15 protein-coding genes are annotated in these 19,967 nt (G+C 51.7%); 6 read left to right on the top strand and 9 right to left on the bottom strand.

Going from position 1 to position 19,967, the window contains the following annotated elements:
- Window positions 1-35: 35 nt before the first annotated feature.
- Both ahpF and ahpC read right to left on the bottom strand, forming a co-directional pair.
- Window positions 36-1,601 (bottom strand): alkyl hydroperoxide reductase subunit F, encoded by a 1,566-nt coding sequence (gene ahpF, locus OGY68_RS07515; RefSeq protein ID WP_057067696.1) that lies wholly within the window; start codon window positions 1,599-1,601, stop codon window positions 36-38.
- 154 nt (window positions 1,602-1,755) lie between these two features.
- The gene (ahpC, locus tag OGY68_RS07510) at window positions 1,756-2,319 is read right to left on the bottom strand and encodes an alkyl hydroperoxide reductase subunit C (RefSeq protein WP_002894394.1); all 564 of its coding nucleotides are present in this window, start codon (window positions 2,317-2,319) and stop codon (window positions 1,756-1,758) included.
- 374 nt (window positions 2,320-2,693) lie between these two features.
- Here ahpC and dsbG point away from each other — a divergent pair, with 374 nt between their 5' ends.
- The 4 genes from dsbG (at window position 2,694) to OGY68_RS07490 (ending at window position 6,537) form a co-directional block, all read left to right on the top strand.
- A complete protein-coding gene (gene dsbG / locus OGY68_RS07505; protein WP_048235899.1) occupies window positions 2,694-3,440 on the top strand; it encodes a thiol:disulfide interchange protein DsbG in 747 nt (248 codons plus the stop codon).
- A 203-nt stretch (window positions 3,441-3,643) separates the two neighbouring features.
- Window positions 3,644-4,546 (top strand): DNA-binding transcriptional repressor CitR, encoded by a 903-nt coding sequence (gene citR / locus OGY68_RS07500; RefSeq protein ID WP_057095085.1) that lies wholly within the window; start codon window positions 3,644-3,646, stop codon window positions 4,544-4,546.
- 165 nt (window positions 4,547-4,711) lie between these two features.
- A complete protein-coding gene (locus OGY68_RS07495) occupies window positions 4,712-5,935 on the top strand; it encodes a phosphoadenosine phosphosulfate reductase (protein ID WP_286616923.1) in 1,224 nt (407 codons plus the stop codon).
- The gene (locus OGY68_RS07490) at window positions 5,920-6,537 is read left to right on the top strand and encodes an IbrB-like domain-containing protein (RefSeq protein ID WP_032942666.1); all 618 of its coding nucleotides are present in this window, start codon (window positions 5,920-5,922) and stop codon (window positions 6,535-6,537) included. Before OGY68_RS07495 ends, OGY68_RS07490 begins: the two co-directional genes overlap by 16 nt.
- Here the strand turns inward: OGY68_RS07490 and OGY68_RS07485 are convergent, their stop codons facing one another.
- Window positions 6,538-7,698 (bottom strand): pyridoxal phosphate-dependent aminotransferase, encoded by a 1,161-nt coding sequence (locus OGY68_RS07485; RefSeq protein ID WP_032942665.1) that lies wholly within the window; start codon window positions 7,696-7,698, stop codon window positions 6,538-6,540. It abuts the gene before it with no gap.
- A gap of 132 nt (window positions 7,699-7,830) precedes the next feature.
- On the opposite strand from OGY68_RS07485, the gene OGY68_RS07480 reads away from it, so the two are divergent.
- Window positions 7,831-8,919 carry an oxidoreductase gene (locus tag OGY68_RS07480; RefSeq protein ID WP_286580856.1) on the top strand — a complete coding sequence of 363 codons (1,089 nt, stop codon included), beginning with the start codon at window positions 7,831-7,833 and terminating at the stop codon, window positions 8,917-8,919.
- Window positions 8,920-9,017: 98 nt separating this feature from the next.
- On the opposite strand, the gene OGY68_RS07475 is transcribed toward OGY68_RS07480, so the two are convergent.
- Window positions 9,018-9,215: a YbdD/YjiX family protein gene (locus OGY68_RS07475; RefSeq protein WP_003022064.1), complete on the bottom strand. Its 198-nt coding sequence runs from the start codon at window positions 9,213-9,215 to the stop codon at window positions 9,018-9,020.
- A gap of 63 nt (window positions 9,216-9,278) precedes the next feature.
- A complete protein-coding gene (gene cstA, locus OGY68_RS07470; protein ID WP_008784063.1) occupies window positions 9,279-11,384 on the bottom strand; it encodes a pyruvate/proton symporter CstA in 2,106 nt (701 codons plus the stop codon).
- Between the two features lie 498 nt (window positions 11,385-11,882).
- Here cstA and OGY68_RS07465 point away from each other — a divergent pair, with 498 nt between their 5' ends.
- Entirely contained in the window at window positions 11,883-16,256 is a 4,374-nt protein-coding gene (locus tag OGY68_RS07465; RefSeq protein ID WP_286616921.1) for an autotransporter outer membrane beta-barrel domain-containing protein, read from the top strand.
- Between the two features lie 38 nt (window positions 16,257-16,294).
- On the opposite strand, the gene entH is transcribed toward OGY68_RS07465, so the two are convergent.
- The 4 genes from entH to entE are packed head-to-tail and all read right to left on the bottom strand — an operon-like array spanning window position 16,295 to window position 19,947.
- Window positions 16,295-16,708 (bottom strand): proofreading thioesterase EntH, encoded by a 414-nt coding sequence (gene entH / locus OGY68_RS07460; protein ID WP_003022055.1) that lies wholly within the window; start codon window positions 16,706-16,708, stop codon window positions 16,295-16,297.
- A gap of 2 nt (window positions 16,709-16,710) precedes the next feature.
- Window positions 16,711-17,466, bottom strand: coding sequence for a 2,3-dihydro-2,3-dihydroxybenzoate dehydrogenase EntA (entA, locus tag OGY68_RS07455; protein ID WP_032942661.1), 756 nt, complete (start codon window positions 17,464-17,466; stop codon window positions 16,711-16,713).
- Window positions 17,466-18,323 carry an isochorismatase gene (locus tag OGY68_RS07450; protein WP_275382839.1) on the bottom strand — a complete coding sequence of 286 codons (858 nt, stop codon included), beginning with the start codon at window positions 18,321-18,323 and terminating at the stop codon, window positions 17,466-17,468. Before OGY68_RS07450 ends, entA begins: the two co-directional genes overlap by 1 nt.
- Before the next feature lie 13 nt (window positions 18,324-18,336).
- Window positions 18,337-19,947, bottom strand: coding sequence for a (2,3-dihydroxybenzoyl)adenylate synthase EntE (gene entE / locus OGY68_RS07445; RefSeq protein ID WP_153686932.1), 1,611 nt, complete (start codon window positions 19,945-19,947; stop codon window positions 18,337-18,339).
- Window positions 19,948-19,967 lie beyond the last annotated feature (20 nt).

The raw sequence follows: 19,967 nt of genomic DNA, 5'->3' as shown, positions 1-19,967 counted from the left end.
GGCGGTTTTGGCATTGCAGGTGAGTCTTACTTTTTTTATGCTACTGTCGTGCGAATCAGATAATCAAACGAACTTAACGAGGCCTTCGCGCCTTCACCGGTCGCGATGATAATCTGCTTATACGGTACGGTGGTGCAGTCACCGGCAGCGAAAACGCCTTTCACGCTGGTTTCGCACTTGGCATCGATGATGATTTCACCCATACGGTTACGTTCAACGGCGCCTTCCAGCCAGTTGGTGTTCGGCAGCAGACCAATCTGAACAAAGATACCTGCCAGTTCCACATTGTGAACATCGCCGCTCACACGGTCACGATACTCCAGGCCAGTAACTTTGCTGCCATCGCCTTTCACTTCTGTCGTTTGCGCATTCAGAATGATGTCGACGTTTTTCAGACTGCGAAGCTTATTTTGCAGCACCTGGTCGGCCTTCATTTCAGGAGCAAACTCCAGCAGCGTCACATGTTCAACAATACCTGCCAGGTCGATAGCCGCTTCAACGCCGGAGTTACCGCCGCCAATCACCGCAACACGCTTGCCTTTAAACAGCGGGCCATCACAGTGCGGGCAGTAGGTTACGCCTTTGGTGCGATACTGATCTTCACCCGGAACGTTCATGTTGCGCCATTTCGCGCCGGTGGCGATGATAATGCTACGTGCTTTCAGCACCGCGCCGGAGGCCGTTTCAATCTGATGCAAACCGCCTTCCTGCGCTGCTGGAATGAGTTTGCTCGCGCTCTGGCTGTCAATCACATCGACATTATAATCATCAACGTGTGCTTTCAGCGCGCCTGCCAGTTTCTGACCTTCAGTTTTCGGTACTGAGATATAGTTTTCAATATCAACAGTATCAAGGACCTGACCGCCAAAACGTTCGCCCATCAGACCGGTGCGAATGCCTTTACGTGCAGAGTACACCGCTGCCGCCGCACCTGCAGGACCAGAACCGACAATCAATACGTCATAAGCATCGCGCTTATTCAGCTCTTCAGCCGCACGTTTTTCTGCGCCGGTATCCACTTTCGCCACGATCTCAGTCAGCGTCATACGCCCCTGACCGAACTCTTTGCCGTTCATAAATACCGCCGGAACGCCCATCACGTTACGATCGGTGATTTCGTTCTGGAATGTACCGCCGTCAATCGCCGTATGCTTGATACGTGGGTTCAACACCGCCATCAGGTTCAGCGCCTGCACCACGTCCGGGCAGTTATGGCAGGAAAGTGAATAATAGGTTTCAAATTCAAAATCACCGTCGAGATCGCGGATCTGCTCCAGCAACGTCTGCGCCTCTTTTGACGGATGACCACCGGTCCACAACAGCGCCAGCACCAGAGAGGTAAACTCATGACCCAGCGGAGAACCGGCAAAACGCGGTCCCTGGTGAGAACCGGGATTGGTAATCAGGAACGATGGCTTACGCACCGCCAGAGTATTGTCTTCTTTGAAGGTGACTTTTTCTGACAGTTCAGCAATTTCAGTCAGCAGTTCCTTGATTTCTGCCGATTTAGCGCTGTCATCCAGCGTCGCAATCAGCTCAACAGGTTTGGTCAGTTTCTCAAGGTAAGCCCTGAGCTGGGTTTTCATATTTGTGTCGAGCATTCTTCTTCCCTCTCTGAAAACATCATCATGCAAGCCGATTTTGCGGGACTGCATTAATGCAACTTGCGTCATGGTGCTGGAATGAAACAGGCGCAAATTTGCGCCTGTGGAATGCCGGATGCACTACGTTTATCCGGCCTACAAACTATGCGACTTAGATTTTACCAACCAGGTCCAGAGATGGCGCTAAGGTTGCTTCACCTTCTTTCCATTTTGCCGGGCAAACTTCACCTGGGTGGGAAGCGACGTACTGTGCTGCTTTGATTTTACGCAGCAGGTCAGACGCATCACGGCCGATACCTTCAGCAGTAACTTCGATTGCCTGGATGATACCCTGCGGGTCAACAACGAAGGTTGCGCGGTCAGCCAGACCTTCATCTTCACGCATGTTGTCGAAGTTACGGGTCAGGGCGCCAGTCGGGTCGCCGATCATCGCGTATTTGATTTTCGCGATAGTTTCAGAGCTGCTGTGCCATGCTTTGTGGGTGAAGTGGGTGTCGGTAGAAACGGAATACACATCTACGCCCAGTTTCTGCAGTTCTTCGTAATGGTCTGCAACGTCACCCAGCTCGGTCGGGCATACGAAAGTAAAGTCAGCCGGGTAGAAGAAGAAGACGCTCCAGCGACCTTCGGTATCTTTCTCGGTTACTTCGATGAACTCACCGTTTTTGAACGCCTGGTTTTTGAAAGGTTTAATTTTGGTATTAATCAAAGACATCTGTACTTCCTCCGTGTTTTCGTTGAGAGATAAGTTAACGAAAATCTCTTCGCAGGGCTAATGCGTTTCCTTTATCAAATCAATAAGCGTTAACTAACAACCCACTCAAACTCATGTTGTGAACCTAAAGATAAAAGTAAAAAAGGCCCCCTTTGCAGGGAGCCTCATTACCCGAGCTACCCGCAGGTAACGTCAGTGCCAGCAGGGCTGGCTATGTGTTGCGCTCTACATTACCTTAACAAAGGTCGTAACAGCGATAGGGATTACATCACCCAACTAAAGAAAGGGCAATCGACAGACCGTCGATCTTACCTATGGCTGTGATAGGTTTTGCAATTAAGCCCACTTTCCTGCTGATTTTATAAGGAAAATCAATGTTTAAACGCACCTTACTCTTAACTCTTCTCCCCGCTATCGTGCACGCAGAGGAGCTCCCTGCCCCTGTTAAAGCCATTGAGAAACAGGGAATTACCATCCTGAAGCCCTTCGACGCACCGGGTGGAATGAAAGGCTATCTGGGAAAATACCAGGACATGGGGGTCACTATCTATGTCACGCCTGACGGTAAACATGCCATCTCCGGCTACATGTATAATGAAAAAGGCGAAAACCTCAGTAATGCGCTCATAGAAAAAGAGATCTATGCCCCTGCCGGACGTGAGATGTGGCAGCGAATGGAAAAAGCGTCGTGGATTCTGGACGGGAAAAAAGAAGCCCCGGTCATCGTTTACGTGTTTGCCGATCCCTTCTGTCCTTATTGTAAACAGTTCTGGCAGCAGGCGCGCCCATGGGTAGATTCCGGTAAAGTTCAGCTGCGTACGCTGCTGGTTGGCGTGATCAAGCCCGAAAGCCCGGCAACCGCTGCTGCAATCCTGGCATCCAAAGATCCGGCCAAAACCTGGCATGACTATGAAGCATCCGGCGGGAAAATGAAGCTGGAAATCCCGGCTTCAGTCCATCCAGAACAGATGAAAGTACTGAATATCAACCAAAAACTCATGGATGATTTAGGTGCTAATGTGACGCCCGCGATCTACTACATGAGCAAAGACGATACGTTACAACAGGAAGTGGGATTACCCGATAAAGATAAATTAAATATTATTATGGGAAATAAATAAAGGTAACAGAATGAGTGATTGTTATGGTTCTCATTTCAATCACTCTTTAAAATGTATTTTTATCGTAACCATCAAGCAATCTGTGTTATTTTAGTTTAAGTTAATTATTCATTAAGCCATAAACATAAATTCTAAGAATGATTAGAATTTAAATTATTCAACAATTGAATTATCCTATACATTACCATCACAGGAAGGTATGCATGGCTAACCTCTATGACCTCAAAAAATTCGATCTTAACCTGTTGGTAATTTTTGAATGTATTTATCAACATTTGAGCATCAGTAAAGCTGCGGCAACACTGTATATCACCCCTTCAGCCGTCAGCCAGTCATTACAGCGACTGCGTACACAGTTTAACGACCCCCTGTTTATTCGCTCAGGCAAAGGCATTACGCCTACGGTCACAGGGGTAAACCTTCATCTTCACCTTGAAAAAAATCTCAATAATCTGGAACAAACCATCAATATAATGCACGGTTCCAGCCTGAAAAATAAATTCGTCATCTACAGTCCACAAATTACAACCAACCTGAATGTGACATCTTTAATTAATAGCCTCAGAGGAAATTCAGATATTGAAATTGAGCATCATGATATATTAATGTCAGCAGAAACGGCCGAAAACATCCTTGCCTATCGTAAAGCCGATCTGGTGATTACAACAACGCCAGTTCACAATCGTTCTATTGTATGTACTCATTTCAAGACTATTGACTGTGTTTTAGTGTGCAGTGGCAACCATCCCAGAATAAATGAAACGAGCACACTCGAACAAATCCAACAAGAGCAATTTACATATTTTTCCTCTGAAGATCAGGGTATTAAAGATTATCGTTCCCGTGCAAGCGAATCGATGGCATTCCATAAAGTAGGTTTTAGTAGCGACTCCTTACTCTCGATTGCTAACGTTATCGCCAGTACGGATATTATTGGTGCACTCCCCAGACAAATTTATGAAATTTATCAGCCAGCATTGAAATTTAAAGAAATTAAAACCGATTTTGAATTACCAAAAGTAAAATTATTCATAATGTATAACCGGGCATCATTGAATAACAAAGCCTTCGCAGAATACATAAGCAAACTATCCTTGGATAGTTAAGGATAACATGATTAAAAGCACATTATAATTCATATAAAATATACAATAACAAAATAGCATGCAGATAATGAATATATTTAAATATTGCATGCTGCAAGAAAAAGCTTATCCTATTACGGACATTTATTATGGCTGCAAATAATAAAAATTCGATATGGATTTGATATGTCTGTTTATAAAATACCGTTGGATAAAAATGTTCTGCAAGCAGCACAGGAACGCATTACCTGGACGCTTGAGACTCTACCACGTGTCTGCGTTTCTTTCTCTGGAGGTAAAGATTCGGGGTTGATGTTACATCTGACCGCCGCCATTGCCCGCCAGTTACAGAAAAAAATAAACGTCTTATTTATCGACTGGGAGGCTCAGTTTTCCTGCACGATCGACTATGTCCAGGCGCTACGCGAGAATTATTCCGATGTCATCGAAGAATTTTATTGGGTTGCATTGCCGCTGACGACACAAAATTCACTGTCACAATTTCAGCCTGAATGGCAATGCTGGGAGCCGGGTACTCAATGGGTTCGCCAACCGCCTGCAGATGCCATTACCGATCCCGAGTTTTTCTCTTTCTACCAACCCGGTATGACTTTCGAGCAATTTGTTCGTGAGTTCGCTGAATGGTTTTCGCAGAAACGACCGGCCGCCATGATGGTCGGGATACGCGCCGATGAGTCATATAATCGTTTTGTCGCCATTGCGAACTCGAAAAAACAGCGTTTTGCCGATGACAACCCCTGGACCACCAGCGCCCCCGGCGGGCATACCTGGTATATTTATCCGATTTATGACTGGAAAACTGCTGACATCTGGACGTGGTTTGCGAAGTCAATGCTCCCGTGTAATCCCCTGTACAACCTGATGTATCAGGCGGGGGTTCCCACGCGATACATGCGTATCTGCGAACCCTTTGGACCAGAACAACGCCAGGGGCTGTGGCTTTACCATGTTATTGAGCCTGAACGCTGGGCAATGATGTGCTCCCGCGTCAGCGGGGTAAAAAGTGGCGGGATATATGCTGGTCAGGACAACCATTTTTACGGTCACCGCAAAATATTAAAACCCGAACATTTAAGCTGGCAGGAATACGCCATGCTGTTATTGAAGAGTATGCCGGAAACGACCGCCGAACATTACCGCAATAAAATCGCCGTCTATTTACAGTGGTATAAGAAAAAAGGCATGGAGAATATCCCACAAACCCAGGAAAGAGATATTGGTTCAGTGGATATTCCGTCATGGCGGCGTATCTGTAAGGTCCTGCTGAATAACGACTATTGGTGCCGGGCTCTCTCATTTAGTCCAACGAAACCCAAAAACTATCAACGCTACAATGAGCGCATGAAAACAAAACGCCAGGAATGGGGACTCTTATGCAACAGCGATTAACTCAGGAACTCCTCGGCTTTCTTTCTGGTTTATCAGAACCAGAGAGAATTGAAGCCATAAATGAATTCAGAAAGGCAATACACAGCGTCAGTCCCTTTCGCGAGGAGCCCGTAGATTGCGTTCTTTGGGTTAAAAATGATCATATTTCACCCAATGACTACAACCCCAATAACGTTGCGCCACCGGAGAAAAAGCTGCTGCTGAAGTCCCTCGAAGCTGACGGGTTTACGCAGCCCATTGTAGTGGTTCACTCAACGGCTGAAGAGTACGAAATTGTCGACGGTTTCCACCGCCACGAGTTAGGTAAAGCCAAAGCCTCACTGAGGCCCAGGCTGAAAGGATATCTGCCGGTTGCCTGTTTAGAACGCGAACGCCATGAGCGTATGGCGGCAACCATTCGCCACAACCGCGCCCGCGGGCGTCATCAAATCCACGCCATGTCCGAGATTGTCCGCGAGCTATCGCAACTGGGATGGAGTGAAGAAAGAATTGGCAAGGATCTTGGTATGGACAGCGACGAGGTGTTACGCCTGAAGCAAATCAACGGCCTGCAAGCGTTGTTTGCTGACCGTCGATTCTCCAAAGCCTGGACTGTGAAATAGCTACAACGAAACCAGACGCTCGGCTGCCGCTAACAGCGTCGATTCTTGCTTGGCAAAACAGAGGCGAATCAGTTTATGCGGGAAAGGATCGGCGCAGAACACCGACAGCGGAATTGCCGCAACGCCCACTTCAGTGGTCAGCCACTGGCAAAACTCCACGTCGTTAAGCGAGGAAACGGCGCTGTAATCGACCAGTAAAAAGTATGTGCCTTCACACGGCAGAATTTCCAGTCGGCTGTCACGCAGCGCGTTCACTAACACGTCGCGTTTTTTCTGATAAAACGCGGGCAGTTCGCGATAGTGTGCCGGATCTTCTCGTAGCATATCCGCCAGTGCGAGCTGAGCCGGCGTGTTGACGGAAAACGTCAGATACTGGTGAACTTTTCGTAGCTCAGCGCTAATGGCGGCTGGCGCAACGCAGTATCCGACCTTCCAGCCAGTCATATGGTAGGTCTTACCAAACGATGAAACAGCAACAGCGCGTTCCCGCAGCTCTGAATGTGCCAGCACGCTGGCATGCCCCTGTTTGGCGAAACAGATATGCTCATAAACTTCGTCGCTGATGACAAAGATCTCGCGTTCTTTAATCGCCTGCCACAGCGCGTCAAAATCGGCGTGATGCCACACAGTGGCTGAAGGGTTATGTGGCGTGTTCAGGATAACCAAGCGGGTACGGTCGCTGAGTAAGGCACCAAACGCCTGCCAGTCGACGCGAAAAGCCGGTGGTTGCAGGGCGATACGTTTAACCACACCGCCGGATAATTCAACCGCAGGCGCATAGCTGTCGTAGCTCGGGTCGAAACAAATCACCTCATCACCAGGGCGCACCAGCGCAGTGATCGCGGCATATAATGCTTCTGTGGCCCCCGCCGTGATGGTCACTTCACTATTCGCGTCAGGTTTATAGCCGTACAGGTCTGCCGTTTTATCCGCGATGGCTTCGCGCAGCGGCTGCACGCCGGTCATCGGCGCATACTGGTTTGCGCCATGCGCGACGTGATACCCCAGACGCTCTTGCAAAAAGAGTGGACCGTCAAAATCAGGAAACCCCTGCGAGAGGTTAATGGCCTGATGCTGCTGAGCCAGCGCACTCATTTGCGTGAAGATAGTGGTGCCCAGATTAGGCAGTTTGCTTTGCGGAATCAGCGGGTTATTACTCATTATTGTTATCCCAGCGTGTGATGTTGTGGTTGAAGCCACTATAGCACGATGCTAGTATTTGGCAATCAAGACGTTCAGACGTCTATATAAAAATAACCTGCCTGGACAGGACAGCCAAAAGGACAACACAACATGAGTAATACCGAAATTCGCGTCGTCACCGGCCCAGCCAACTATTTTTCCCATCCTGGCAGCCTGTCGAGACTTAACGATTTTTTCACTGCCGACCAACTTTCACGCGCCGTGTGGGTTTATGGTGAACGCGCCATCGAAGCGGCCCGCCCTTACCTGCCAGAGGCTTTTCATCTTGCCGAGGCTAAACGCCTGCTGTTTACGGTACATTGCAGCGAAACCGATGTTGCCCAACTGGCAAAAGAGTCGGGAGAGGATCGCAGTGTGGTGATTGGCGTGGGTGGCGGTACATTGCTCGACACCGCTAAAGCGTTGGCCCGTCGTCTGGATCTGCCGTTTGTCGGTATTCCTACTATCGCGGCGACCTGCGCTGCCTGGACGCCGCTCTCCGTCTGGTATAACGATGCGGGCCAGGCACTACATTTCGAAATTTTCGCTGACGCGAACTTCCTCGTGCTGGTCGAACCCGAGATCGTTCTCAATGCGCCAGAAGAATACCTACTGGCGGGGATCGGCGACACGCTGGCAAAGTGGTATGAAGCCGTCGTGCTCGCACCTCAGCCGGAAACACTGCCATTGACAGTACGTCTGGGTATTCAAGCCGCGCAGACAATCCGCGACGTCCTGCTGGAAAGCAGCGAGCAGGCGCTGGCAGACAAACAACAAGGCACGCTAAGCCGCACTTTTTGCGATGTGGTGGATGCGATTATTGCCGGAGGCGGCATGGTTGGTGGTCTGGGTGAGCGCTACACCCGCGTGGCGGCGGCGCATTCTGTTCACAATGGCCTGACCGTCCTCCCACAAACCGAGAAGTTTTTACATGGCACCAAAGTGGCGTACGGCATCCTGGTGCAGAGCGCGCTGCTGGGACAAGATGACGTGCTGGCGCAGTTAATTACCGCTTATCAGCGATTCAACCTGCCAACCCGATTAGCTCAACTGGAAGTGAACATCAATAACCGCGCCGAAATCGACAAAGTGATTGCGCACACTCTGCGCCCGGTGGAGTCCATTCACGCCCTGCCGGTAACGTTAACGCCGGAGACACTGCGCGCAGCATTCGAAAAGGTAGAGTCGTTTACGGTGTGATTATGGTGCGGGTTGCCTGATGGCGGCTTCGCCTTATCAGGCCTACGGTCAGAGCATTGTGGTAGGCCGGATAAGCATCAACGCCATCCGGCAAAAAATCAACAGCACTTCGCGCCACCTTTCCCGCCATATCGTGCATCCTGGCGCTCACGGAAAAATTCTTCGTAGGTCATTGGCGTCTGGTCCGGATGCGTGACGCGCATATGTTCAACATAGTTGTCGTAATCCGGCACACCTATCATTAATCGGGCGGTTTGACCTAAATACTTCCCGGCTTTGGCGAGTGTTTCAAACATAGTGTTTCCCTGTCGTACAAACGCCCTCCCCGTTCAGGAGAGGGCTCGTTGGTTAAGAGAATATTAGTGCGCGCCTTTCGCCTGCGCCACGATCTCTTCGACATTCTCAGGCATCGGCTCGTACGGTGTCTCTTTCGAAGTTGGTTTGTCCTCTTTCAATGCTGCCAGCGCAGTTTTGATGGAGAACAGACCCAGCACCACAACGACGACCATGAAGAAGATGGTAAGACCCGCATCCAGGCGGTTGTTAAACACCAGTTGCGTCAGCTGCGACTGGGTGTACTGCGCCGGAATGTTACCGCTGTCGATCATCGCCTGGAACTTGTTGGCGATAGCCAGGAAGCCGATTTTCGCATCCGGGCTAAACGCTTTCTGCCAGCCAGCGGTCAGGGTACAAATCAGCAGCCAGGCGGTTGGGACCAGTGCCACCCACGCGTAGCGCTGGCGTTTCATCTTGAACAGCACCACAGCACAGAGCATCAACGCCATACCGGCCAGCATCTGGTTAGCGATACCAAACAGCGGCCACAGGGTATTGATACCACCCAGAGGATCCACCACGCCCTGGTGTAAGAAGTAACCCCAGGCCAGCACGCACAGCGCTGTAGCCAGCAGGTTTGCAGGCAGCGAATCGGTACGTTTCAGGCTCGGTGATACCACGCCCAGCAAGTCCTGCAGCATAAAGCGCGCGGCGCGTGTACCGGCATCTACCGCCGTCAGAATAAACAACGCTTCAAACAGAATGGCGAAGTGATACCAGAACGCCACATCCATCATGCCGCCCAGTGCGCCATGCAGAATGTACGCCATCCCGACGGCCAGCGTCGGCGCACCACCTGCGCGGGAGATGATGGATTGCTCACCCACTTCATTGGCGATTTGATGCAGGGTATCTGGCGTAATGGCAAAGCCCCAACTGCTGACTACCTGTGCCGCAGAAGCCACTACGTCAACCGTGCCCGCAGGAGCCAGCACCGCCATCGGGCTGTTCATTGCAAAGTACACGCCCGGATCAATGATGCACGCGGAAACCAGCGCCATAATGGCGACAAAGGATTCCATCAGCATTCCGCCGTAGCCGATAAAGCAGGCCTGCCCTTCATTCGCCAGCATCTTCGGCGTGGTGCCGGAGGAGATCAGCGCATGGAAGCCAGATACCGCACCACAGGCAATGGTAATAAACAGGAACGGGAACAAGTTACCGGTCCAGACCGGGCCAGTACCGTCAACAAACTTGGTCAGCGCTGGCATGGTCAGCGTTGGACGCATGATCAGAATCCCTACCGCCAGGCCAACGATGGTGCCGATTTTCAGGAAGGTAGAGAGGTAATCACGCGGGGCCAGCAGCAGCCACACCGGCAGGACGGCGGCAACAAAACCGTAGCCCACAAGCATCCACGTCAGCTGTACGCCGGTAAAGTCAAAGTACGGTGCCCAGGTCGGGCTTTCAGCCACCCAGCCGCCGGAAATAATGGCAAACACCAGGAACACCAGACCGATGACCGACACTTCACCAATGCGGCCCGGGCGCAGATAGCGCAGATAAATCCCCATGAAGATCGCCAGCGGGATGGTGAACGCTACGGTGTAGGTTCCCCACGGACTGTGGGTCAGCGCTTTCACGACGATCATCGCCAGTACTGCGAGAATAATCACCATGATCATAAAACAGGCCACCAGCGCAATAACGCCCGCCGTTGGGCCCATCTCTTCTTTCACCAGTTCGCCAAGGGAACGACCATCGCGACGGGTAGAAACAAACAGCACCATGAAGTCCTGCACCGCACCCGCCAGTACCACCCCGGCGAGCAGCCAGATCATCCCCGGCAGATAGCCCATTTGCGCCGCCAGCACCGGTCCAACTAACGGACCCGCTCCGGCAATTGCCGCAAAATGGTGACCAAACAGCACTTTTTTATCGGTGGGAACATAATCCAGACCGTCGTTATGGCGCACGGCTGGCGTCATACGCGTCGGGTCAAGCGCCAGTACATTTTTCGCGATGTACAGGCCGTAGAAACGGTAAGCGATAAGGTAGACACAGACCGACGCCACGACTATCCACAACGCGTTGATCTGTTCACCACGATTTAATGCGATATAGCCGAGGGCAAATGCTCCCATAACGGAGAGCACTGTCCAGACGAGGTACTTCCCTGATTTGTTCATAGTTGTTATCCGTTGTCCGATCCAGAGAGATGTTACATTTTGTTTCTATAACATCTTTTCTGAATTTAACAACCTGACAACTATGCAAAGCAGATATATCACTGATTTTTTACATTGTATTGTTAACTTGATCACTATCAACGCAGAGACAACTGAAAAAATTGCGCAGTATGTGCCAACACCTCTATGTTTTGTCCAATTCTCCTCTCAGCATGATGCTGAGCGTGCCACTTAATATTTTTATTATTAATAAGGATATTAATTAACAATATTAACCTGACTTTCTCAGCTTATACGGTTATTGCACTTAGAGATTCAGACCATCCTGATTTTGTATGCAGTAAGTGCTTTATTTCACTTTAATCACCAATTTCAAAACAAAGAATATATCTGCAGCACCAGTTTTAATGACAAAATAACCCACATAAAAAATAAAATTAATTCAGCAGAATTTTTCAGCGCCAGGTTGTTCAGGATGGCCGTATAAGGATATAAATTATGAATAAATGCTATCGCATCGTCTGGAATATCGCGAGAAATATGTTTGTGGTGACGTCAGAACTCTCGCAGGGCGATCAACGGGTTCGCGCAACCGTCGCAGGCCTGGTGTTATCGGCAGTTGGATTAACGGCAAATTGCGTTCATGCCAGCGACTACGGCCCGCTTAGCGGTGAAACCATCAACTTAAATGATGGCGATACCGTGACATCTGTCGATGGAACCACGGGTATCGAAAGTCTGTCCTCAGGGGGGCAAGGCGTACAGATTAATGGTAAAACCACCATTAACGTTACCGGTGATAGTGGTTCTATTGGGGTAAAGCTTGATAACAGCGCCAATAATAATTTAGGTACCGGTACACAGATTAACGTTACAGACACAGGAACGGCGAAAGCAGCATCAACCACAGGTCTTTATATTAACAACACCAGTCCAGGCACAAATATAGACGCCGAGAATATATCAATTAACACCATCAGTAAAAAAGATGCTTACGGAATTAACGTTCATACAGAAAACACCACGCTGAACTTCGGCAACAAGAGTAAAATCATTACCGAATCCCAAAATGGTAATGCGACGGGTGTCTATTTCTATGACGACAATAATACGTTAACCATGAACGCTGGATTAATCCAGGTTAACACCGATGCAACCGGTAAGGCTGTAGGTATCGACACATACTGGGCAAATGGTACCACGCTCAATTTTGGGGATGACAGCCGCATAGAATTAACCAGCGGCACAGCCGGCGGCAGCGCGCTCTATCTTGGAAAAAACACCCAGGTTAACGCGAACGGGCTGAACATTGATTTCACCGTATCAGAGGCAGGAACAGGCACCACGATTTATGGTATCCAGGAGGGGCAATACAGCCAAATTGATCTGGGCAAGAACAGCGCAATTACGCTCTCAACGCCTGGAGGTACGGCATATGGACTCGTTTCTGGTTCACAAAGTTATTTTACGGCAGATAGCCTTGATATCACCCTTTCCACAACCTCTACAGAGTCCGCAACCGGTACGGGTGCGAACATCAGCGGCAACGTGGATTTTGGCAATGATTCCACCATCACCGTGCACGGTTTCTCCGAAGGATACGGGATGATTGTTGAGGATTATTCGGCAACCAGTAAAGATGATGCCATCGGAACAGTAAAGGCCAACCATCTCACCATTGACGTCACCGGCCAGAAGACGGAAGGGCTTCGAATAGAAGGCGGCGTGGTTGATTTAGGGTCAGACAGTTCCATTAGCGCAAACGGGACTGCATCAACAATTTACCTGACCGGACGAGGATACAGTGAATTCAATGCCAATAATCTGACCGTCACGACCGCGCAGTCCACCGCTCTTACACTAATGAGCAGCATGCATGCCGCCGTCGCCAACATTGGTGAAGGCAGCAGCATTGATGGAAGAAATTCCACAGGCCACACGACCAACGGTATTGTGGCCAACACCCCTTACAGCGCACCGACAACCATAAATTTCAACGGTTCCGCAGAGCAGCGAAACACTATCTACGCGGTTAACGGCTATGGCGCATCAGCCCAATACAGTGGCGCGACGATCAATATATCCAATACGGATATCATCATGAGCGGTAAAAATCCTTACGGTCTTTGGGCCATCGGCGATGGGGATTTTACCCATGCAGGCATCATCAATGGTGAGAATCTGACCATTGATATGACCGGCGCTAACGGCAGTGGTTACGGCGTGGTGGTGCAAGAAGGCGGTATCGTGAATCTGACGGGCGATACCACCATCATCGCCGACGGCGGCGTTGCCATCTGGAACCCGAAAGTTTCCTCGGGCGGGAATGTTCTACCTGGCGGGACGGTAAGTGGCTCAGGAAAAATGACCATAACCGGCGACATCGTTAACAGCGGCTGGGGATATATCAACCTCAATATGGACGCGGGTTCTTATTTCGCCGGAGCAACCTCAGTTAATGAAAGCTTCAACGCTCAGGGGATTGATTCAATCCTCAATCTTAACCTTGCCGAGCAGAGCCAGTGGCGGGTTACCGATGATTCCACGCTCACGACGCTGACCAACGCAGGAACCCTTGAGCTGGCGGCAGACCACACAGCCGGAACTTACAGCACTGTGCATGCTGATGAGGTCACGCTGAAAGAAAGCAGTATTCTCAGCGTCGATTTAAGCGCCGCGGCGCTGGCCAGTCAGTCCGCTAACCCGCTAATTACCGGCGGACAGGTTAATCCTGGCGGCGATCTACACATCAGCAATTCGGGTAATGCGCTGGATCTCAACGCACTGACCTCAGACAATCAACTGGCAGACATCGACACGGTTACGCTAATTGATGCCAACTCCGCAATCGTGAGCGATTTCACTTCGATCTCAACCGATCCGGATACCCTGCCCGACTATATCGCGATTTCTGGTCAGGTTAATGCCCTTGATAATACCCAATATGAATTGGGCGTGGGGCTCAGTTGGTACGCCGGAGACTCCGCCGCGGTCTCTACGCCTGCACACGGTACGTTCACCCTGAACGCGGGCCAGACATTTACCGTCAATGGGTTGCTTGCAGATACCTCACCCAACGCCACCACGGGATGGGACGGTAAAAGTCTGACCAAAAAAGGAGACGGCACGCTCACCCTTACCGCAAAGAATACCTGGAGCGGAATCACAGACATTCAGCAGGGAACGCTGTGGTTGACTAGTTCTGGCGCTATTGGCTCTGAAGGGAGCAAGCAGAGCATCGATGTTGAAGCTGGAGCCACTCTCGGCGGTAACGGGGTAATCAACGGTGCTGTGAACAACGTCGGCCTGCTAAGCTTTGGTGATCGTACAACGCCAGATAGCCAGTTTATCGTTAATGGTAACGTAACCAATCAAGGTGTAATCCGCAGCAGTAGCACGACTCCCGGGAATGCGTTAATCATCAACGGCGACTACACGGGCAACGGCGGTCAGCTCTCACTTAACGCCAGTTTAGGCGATGATAATTCACCAACCGACCAGCTCATTGTCTCGGGTAATGTTAACGGCAGCACCACGCTCTACATCAATAATGTGGATGGCGTGGGTGCATATACCGATCAAGGTATCGAGATTGTCGACGTCGGAGGGATATCATCGGATGACGCATTTTCTCTTGGCAATCAGATTCAAATCGGCCTGTATGAGTATCGTCTGTATGAAGATAACGAAAGCTGGTATCTGCGATCTAAAGCAGAAACGCCTGATGACCCGGATGATGACATCACCCCGATCGATCCTGACGACAGCGACGTGACACCAGTTGATCCTGATGACGACGACAGCGACGTCACGCCAGTTGATCCTGACGATGGCGGCAGCGACGTGACACCGGTTGATCCTGATGACGGCGGCAGCGACGTGACACCTGTCGACCCTGACGACAGCGGCAGCGACGTAATCCCATCGAATCCACAATATCGCGCCGATATAGGCGCTTATCTGGGCAACCAGTGGCTGGCGCGTAGCCTGCAGATGCAAACGCTGTTCAATCGTGAAGGGAGCCTGTACCGCTCGGCCGAAGGAAGCGTCTGGGCGCGAATGAAAGGCGGAAAAACGGACACATCGGCTGTAAATGGCAATATCGACATGGACAGCGATTACACCCAGTTTCAGCTTGGCTGCGACCTTGCAACCTGGCGCGATGATCAACAAAGCATCACGTTTGGCCTGATGGCCAGTTACCTTGACGGCAGTACCGACAGCACCGGAAATCGCGGCGCGGATGGCAGTCAGTTTACAGCCACAGGCGATATCGACGGTTACAATCTTGGCGCGTATGCCACCTGGTTCTCTGATGCCCGGCAACATCGCGGCTGGTATGTTGATACGTGGTATCAGTATGGCTTCTACAATAACAGCGTCGAGAATGGCAATACCGGTTCAACGCATTACGACTCCCTGGCTCACGCGATTTCGCTGGAAAGCGGTTACCGCTACAACATTAACTTGAGCAGCGCTAACACAGTAAGCCTGACGCCACAGGCGCAGGTTATCTGGCAACGCTACGAGGCAGATAGCGTTGAGACAAATGGTACACGCATAGACGGGCAAAATGGCGATAGCTGGACTACACGTCTTGGTCTGCGAATTGATAGCCAGCTTTCATTCGTCGATGCTACCGTCCGGCCATTCGCAGAGATTAACTGGCTACACTCCACCGACGATCTGGCCGTATCATTTGATAACGCAACGGTAAAACAGGATCTTCCTGCCGATCGCAGCGAGCTAAAAGTGGGAATTCAGGCGAATCTCAATAGCCAGTGGAACGTCAGCGTCCAGGCGGCGGGTCAGAAAGGTAATAACGACTACCGCGATCTCAACGGGAGTTTTAATCTGCGCTATAGCTGGTAACTGGTGTCACGAAGCGCGTCTAAACGACGCGCTTATCTTCACCCCATCACCGCAGTGCCTAAACGGCAGGTGCAGCAGCGTCGTCCCTGCTCATCAAAGATGACGATTTCCCAGCTTTGATTTTGACGCCCAAGGTGCAGCGGCTGGCAAACGCCGCGCACTTTCCCCTGCGATACCGCCCGATGATGCGTGGCGTTGAGTTCCGTCCCCACCACGCACTGCCCGTCGCGGGTCATCAGATAACCCGCCATTGAACCCAGCGTTTCCGCCAGGGCCGCGGATGCGCCGCCGTGCAGAAGGCCAAATGGCTGATGCGTGCGGCTATCCACCGGCATTTCGGCTTCCAGCACATCATCACCCAGCCGGGTATAGACCATGCCTAAATGCGCCACCATCGTGTTCTGACTGGTGGCATTGAGTTCATCCAGCGTTAAATGACGCTTCCAGATCATCGTCATGCCCCCAGTGTGGAACCGCCGTCCACCACGATATCCTGTAACGTAATGTGGCTGGCCAGATCGGAAGCGAGGAATAAAATAGTGTTGGTGATCTCTTGCGGCCGGGCGATTTTCCCCAGCGGAATCCCGAGTTTAAACTGCTCGCCAAATCCACGAATGCGCTGTTGCTCCGCGTCATCGCTAACCCACAGCGTGCGCTGCATATCGGTGTCGGTCGAGCCTGGCGACACCACATTACAGCGCACACCGCTGCCCGCCAGTTCAAGTCCGACGGTCAGCGCCAGGCTTTTCAACGCGGCCTTTGACGCGCCGTAAGCACTCATGCCGATACGCGGCGTGTGCGCCGCATCCGACGCGACGGTCACGATCGCCCCGCCCTGCTGGCGACGAAACTGCGCCATCGTCTGCTGAAACAGATTGAACGCCCCACCGACGTTAACCGCAAACGTCTGCTGCCACTCCTCAGCGCTCAGCGCATCGGTGGCCCCCATACGCAAAATACCTGCGGCATTGACCAACACATCTAAACGCTCGCGCGCTTTGAGGACGCGCTGGCACACTTCAGCTACCTGTCCGGCATTCGCCACATCCAGCACTTCGGTCGCAAACGGGTAGTTATCCTGAGGAAATTCGCGATCGAATCCTGTCACCTCAGCACCAGCCTCCGCAAATGCCAACGCCGTGGTGTAGCCAATCCCTTTACCCGCGCCGGTTACCCAGACGGTTTTCCCGGCAAAATCAAATCCAGCCATTACTTCACCTCGCGGGAGAGCAGCGCCCACCATGCGTCAATGGTCGGTTTTTTCGCCAGCATCACGAAATCAATGTCACCATGAACCTTACGCCAGCGCGCCGCCAGCGCCATCATGCGCACGGAATCCAGCCCGTAGTCGATCAGGTTTTCGTCATCCATCGGCTCTTCAGACTCATCCAGCAACGGCAGAATAACGCTGCGCAACGCATCTTTACTGGTCGGGACCGGTGTCGGCAATAATTCCTGGGTCATTACCACACGCCCGGAACGTCCCGCCACGTATTTCAGCGACATCAGGTGTTCGTCACGGCTAAAGTCCGCCAGCGCATCGGCAACCATAAACGGCTTGATGTCACGCATGAAGGCGTCCGTTGCGGTGGTCATACAGCCGATATGCGCATACACCCCGGTAATGATCAGTTGATTACGCCCGGTTTCCTTGAGCATCTGTTCCAGCGGGGAACGATGAAATGCGCTATAACGCCATTTCACCAGAATGGTATCCGCTTCATCCGGCGCCAGCGCCTCAACGATCTTTTGTTGTTCCGGGGAACGCGTCAGGCCCGGTCCCCACATATCATTGAGCAGAGCGCGGTCTTCATCACTCTGTTCTTTCGGCTGAGCGGTGTAATACACCGGAATGTTTTGCTCTTTGCAGTACTGGCGCAGCGCGGCGATGTTCGCGACGACCTGCTCCATCATCGGGCAGTTATCGCCCCAAAAGCCGATAAAATAATCCTGCATGTCGTGGATCAGCAGCGCGGCGCGTTCAGGGTCAAATGCCCAGTCGACTTTGTTCACCGGAACATCGAGCGCCGTTGGTAGCGCATAAGCCTGCAGTTTAGGAATTGCCATTTCTATTTCTCCTTCAGGCCAGTGAACGTGATGCCAGCCACTGACGTAATTGTTTTTTATCTACCTTCCCCACTGGAGTCAGCGGTAATGACTCAACGCACTCAACACGATCGGGTAATTTGAATTCCGCTATGCCCTGTTCGCGTAGAAAACGGCGCACCTGCACCGCGCGCAGCGGCTCTTTCACCACCAGCCAGGCACAGCTTTTCTCACCCATCAGTTCGTCATCCATACTGACCAGCGCGGCATGGATCACCATTGGATGGCGCAGTAGCAGGTTTTCAATCTCTTCAGCGGCGATCTTCTCCCCACCGCGATTGATCTGATCCTTTTCACGCCCCTGAACGGTGATGTAACCATCCGGATCGATAGCGATCAGATCGCCGGAACAGTAAAAGCCGTTGGCGTCAAAGGCACTGGCATTATGCTCAGGACTTTTGAAATAACCGCGGAAGGTGTACGGACCACGCGTCATCAGGCGTCCGGTCTCTCCCTGGGCTAAAGGGTTGCCGTCAGCGTCTGCTACCCAGACTTCATCATCGGGACACATCGGGCGCCCCTGGGTATTGATGATGCGCTCAGGACTGTCGTCCAGACGGGTATAGTTAACCAGCCCTTCCGCCATGCCGAAGACCTGCTGCAACTGGCAGCCAATCTCAGCCGGAATACGTGCCGCAAGCGTGGCGGAAAGCCTTGCGCCACCGACCTGTAGCAGTTTCAGCGAAGCCAGTTGCGCATTACTGCCCCACTCCGCAATCGCCTGCAACCACAGGCTCACCGCAGGCGGCACCAGCGCCGTGACGTTAACCTGATGCCGTTCAATCAACGGGAAACACAGAGTGGCACTCGGGTCAGCCGCCAGTACCACGGTGCCACCGGCCAGGAATACGCCCAGCGCGCCTGGCGAACTCATGGCGTAGTTATGCGCCGCCGGGATTGCGCATAAATAACGCGTTTCCCCGGTGAAGCGGCAAATCTCATTGCTGCGACGCACGCTGTAGTAGTAATCGTTATGAGTGCGAGGAATCAGTTTTGGCGTCCCGGTCGTCCCGCCAGAAAGCTGGAAGTACGCCACCTCATCAGCAGGCGATGGCGTGGCGGAAAAATCTGTCGCAGGCTGGTTTATCGCCGTTTGCAGATTGTGTTCACCTTCATCATTACGCAGTAACACCACGCGCACTGAATTGTGTTCGGCCACAAAAGCGTTAAGAAAATCGTCGCCGCTAAACAGCGTATGCTGGCGATCGGCAATCAGCAGTGCCGGCTCAATCTGTTTGGCGTAGGCGTTGAGTTCGTTACGCTGATGGCTGAACAGCGCCAGCACTGGAGCTACGCCCAGCTTGAGCAGCGCAAAGAAGGTGATATACAGCTCAGCCACATTGCCCAGTTGCACCAGCGCGGTTTCGCCGGGTTTGATCCCCTGGCAACGCAAACTGCAGGCGAGATTGTCAGCGGCCTGATTTAGCTGGCGATAGCTCAGATGGCGTTCACCATCAATTACCGCCGTATGATCGCTTTCTGCGTGACGGGTCAGAATGTCGGTCAGCGGCAAATCCTGCCAGTAACCTTTTTCACGATAGCGGCGGGCAAACTCCTCCGGCCAGCGGGTGAAAGGAATACTCATTATCGCTCCTCAGAAGCCTG

This window comes from Citrobacter sp. Cpo065, from assembly GCF_030332805.1.
GTDB classification, from domain to species: domain Bacteria; phylum Pseudomonadota; class Gammaproteobacteria; order Enterobacterales; family Enterobacteriaceae; genus Citrobacter; species Citrobacter portucalensis.
The sequence above is the reverse complement of the archived record's forward strand: the minus strand, read 5'-3'. Positions and strand labels throughout refer to the sequence as shown.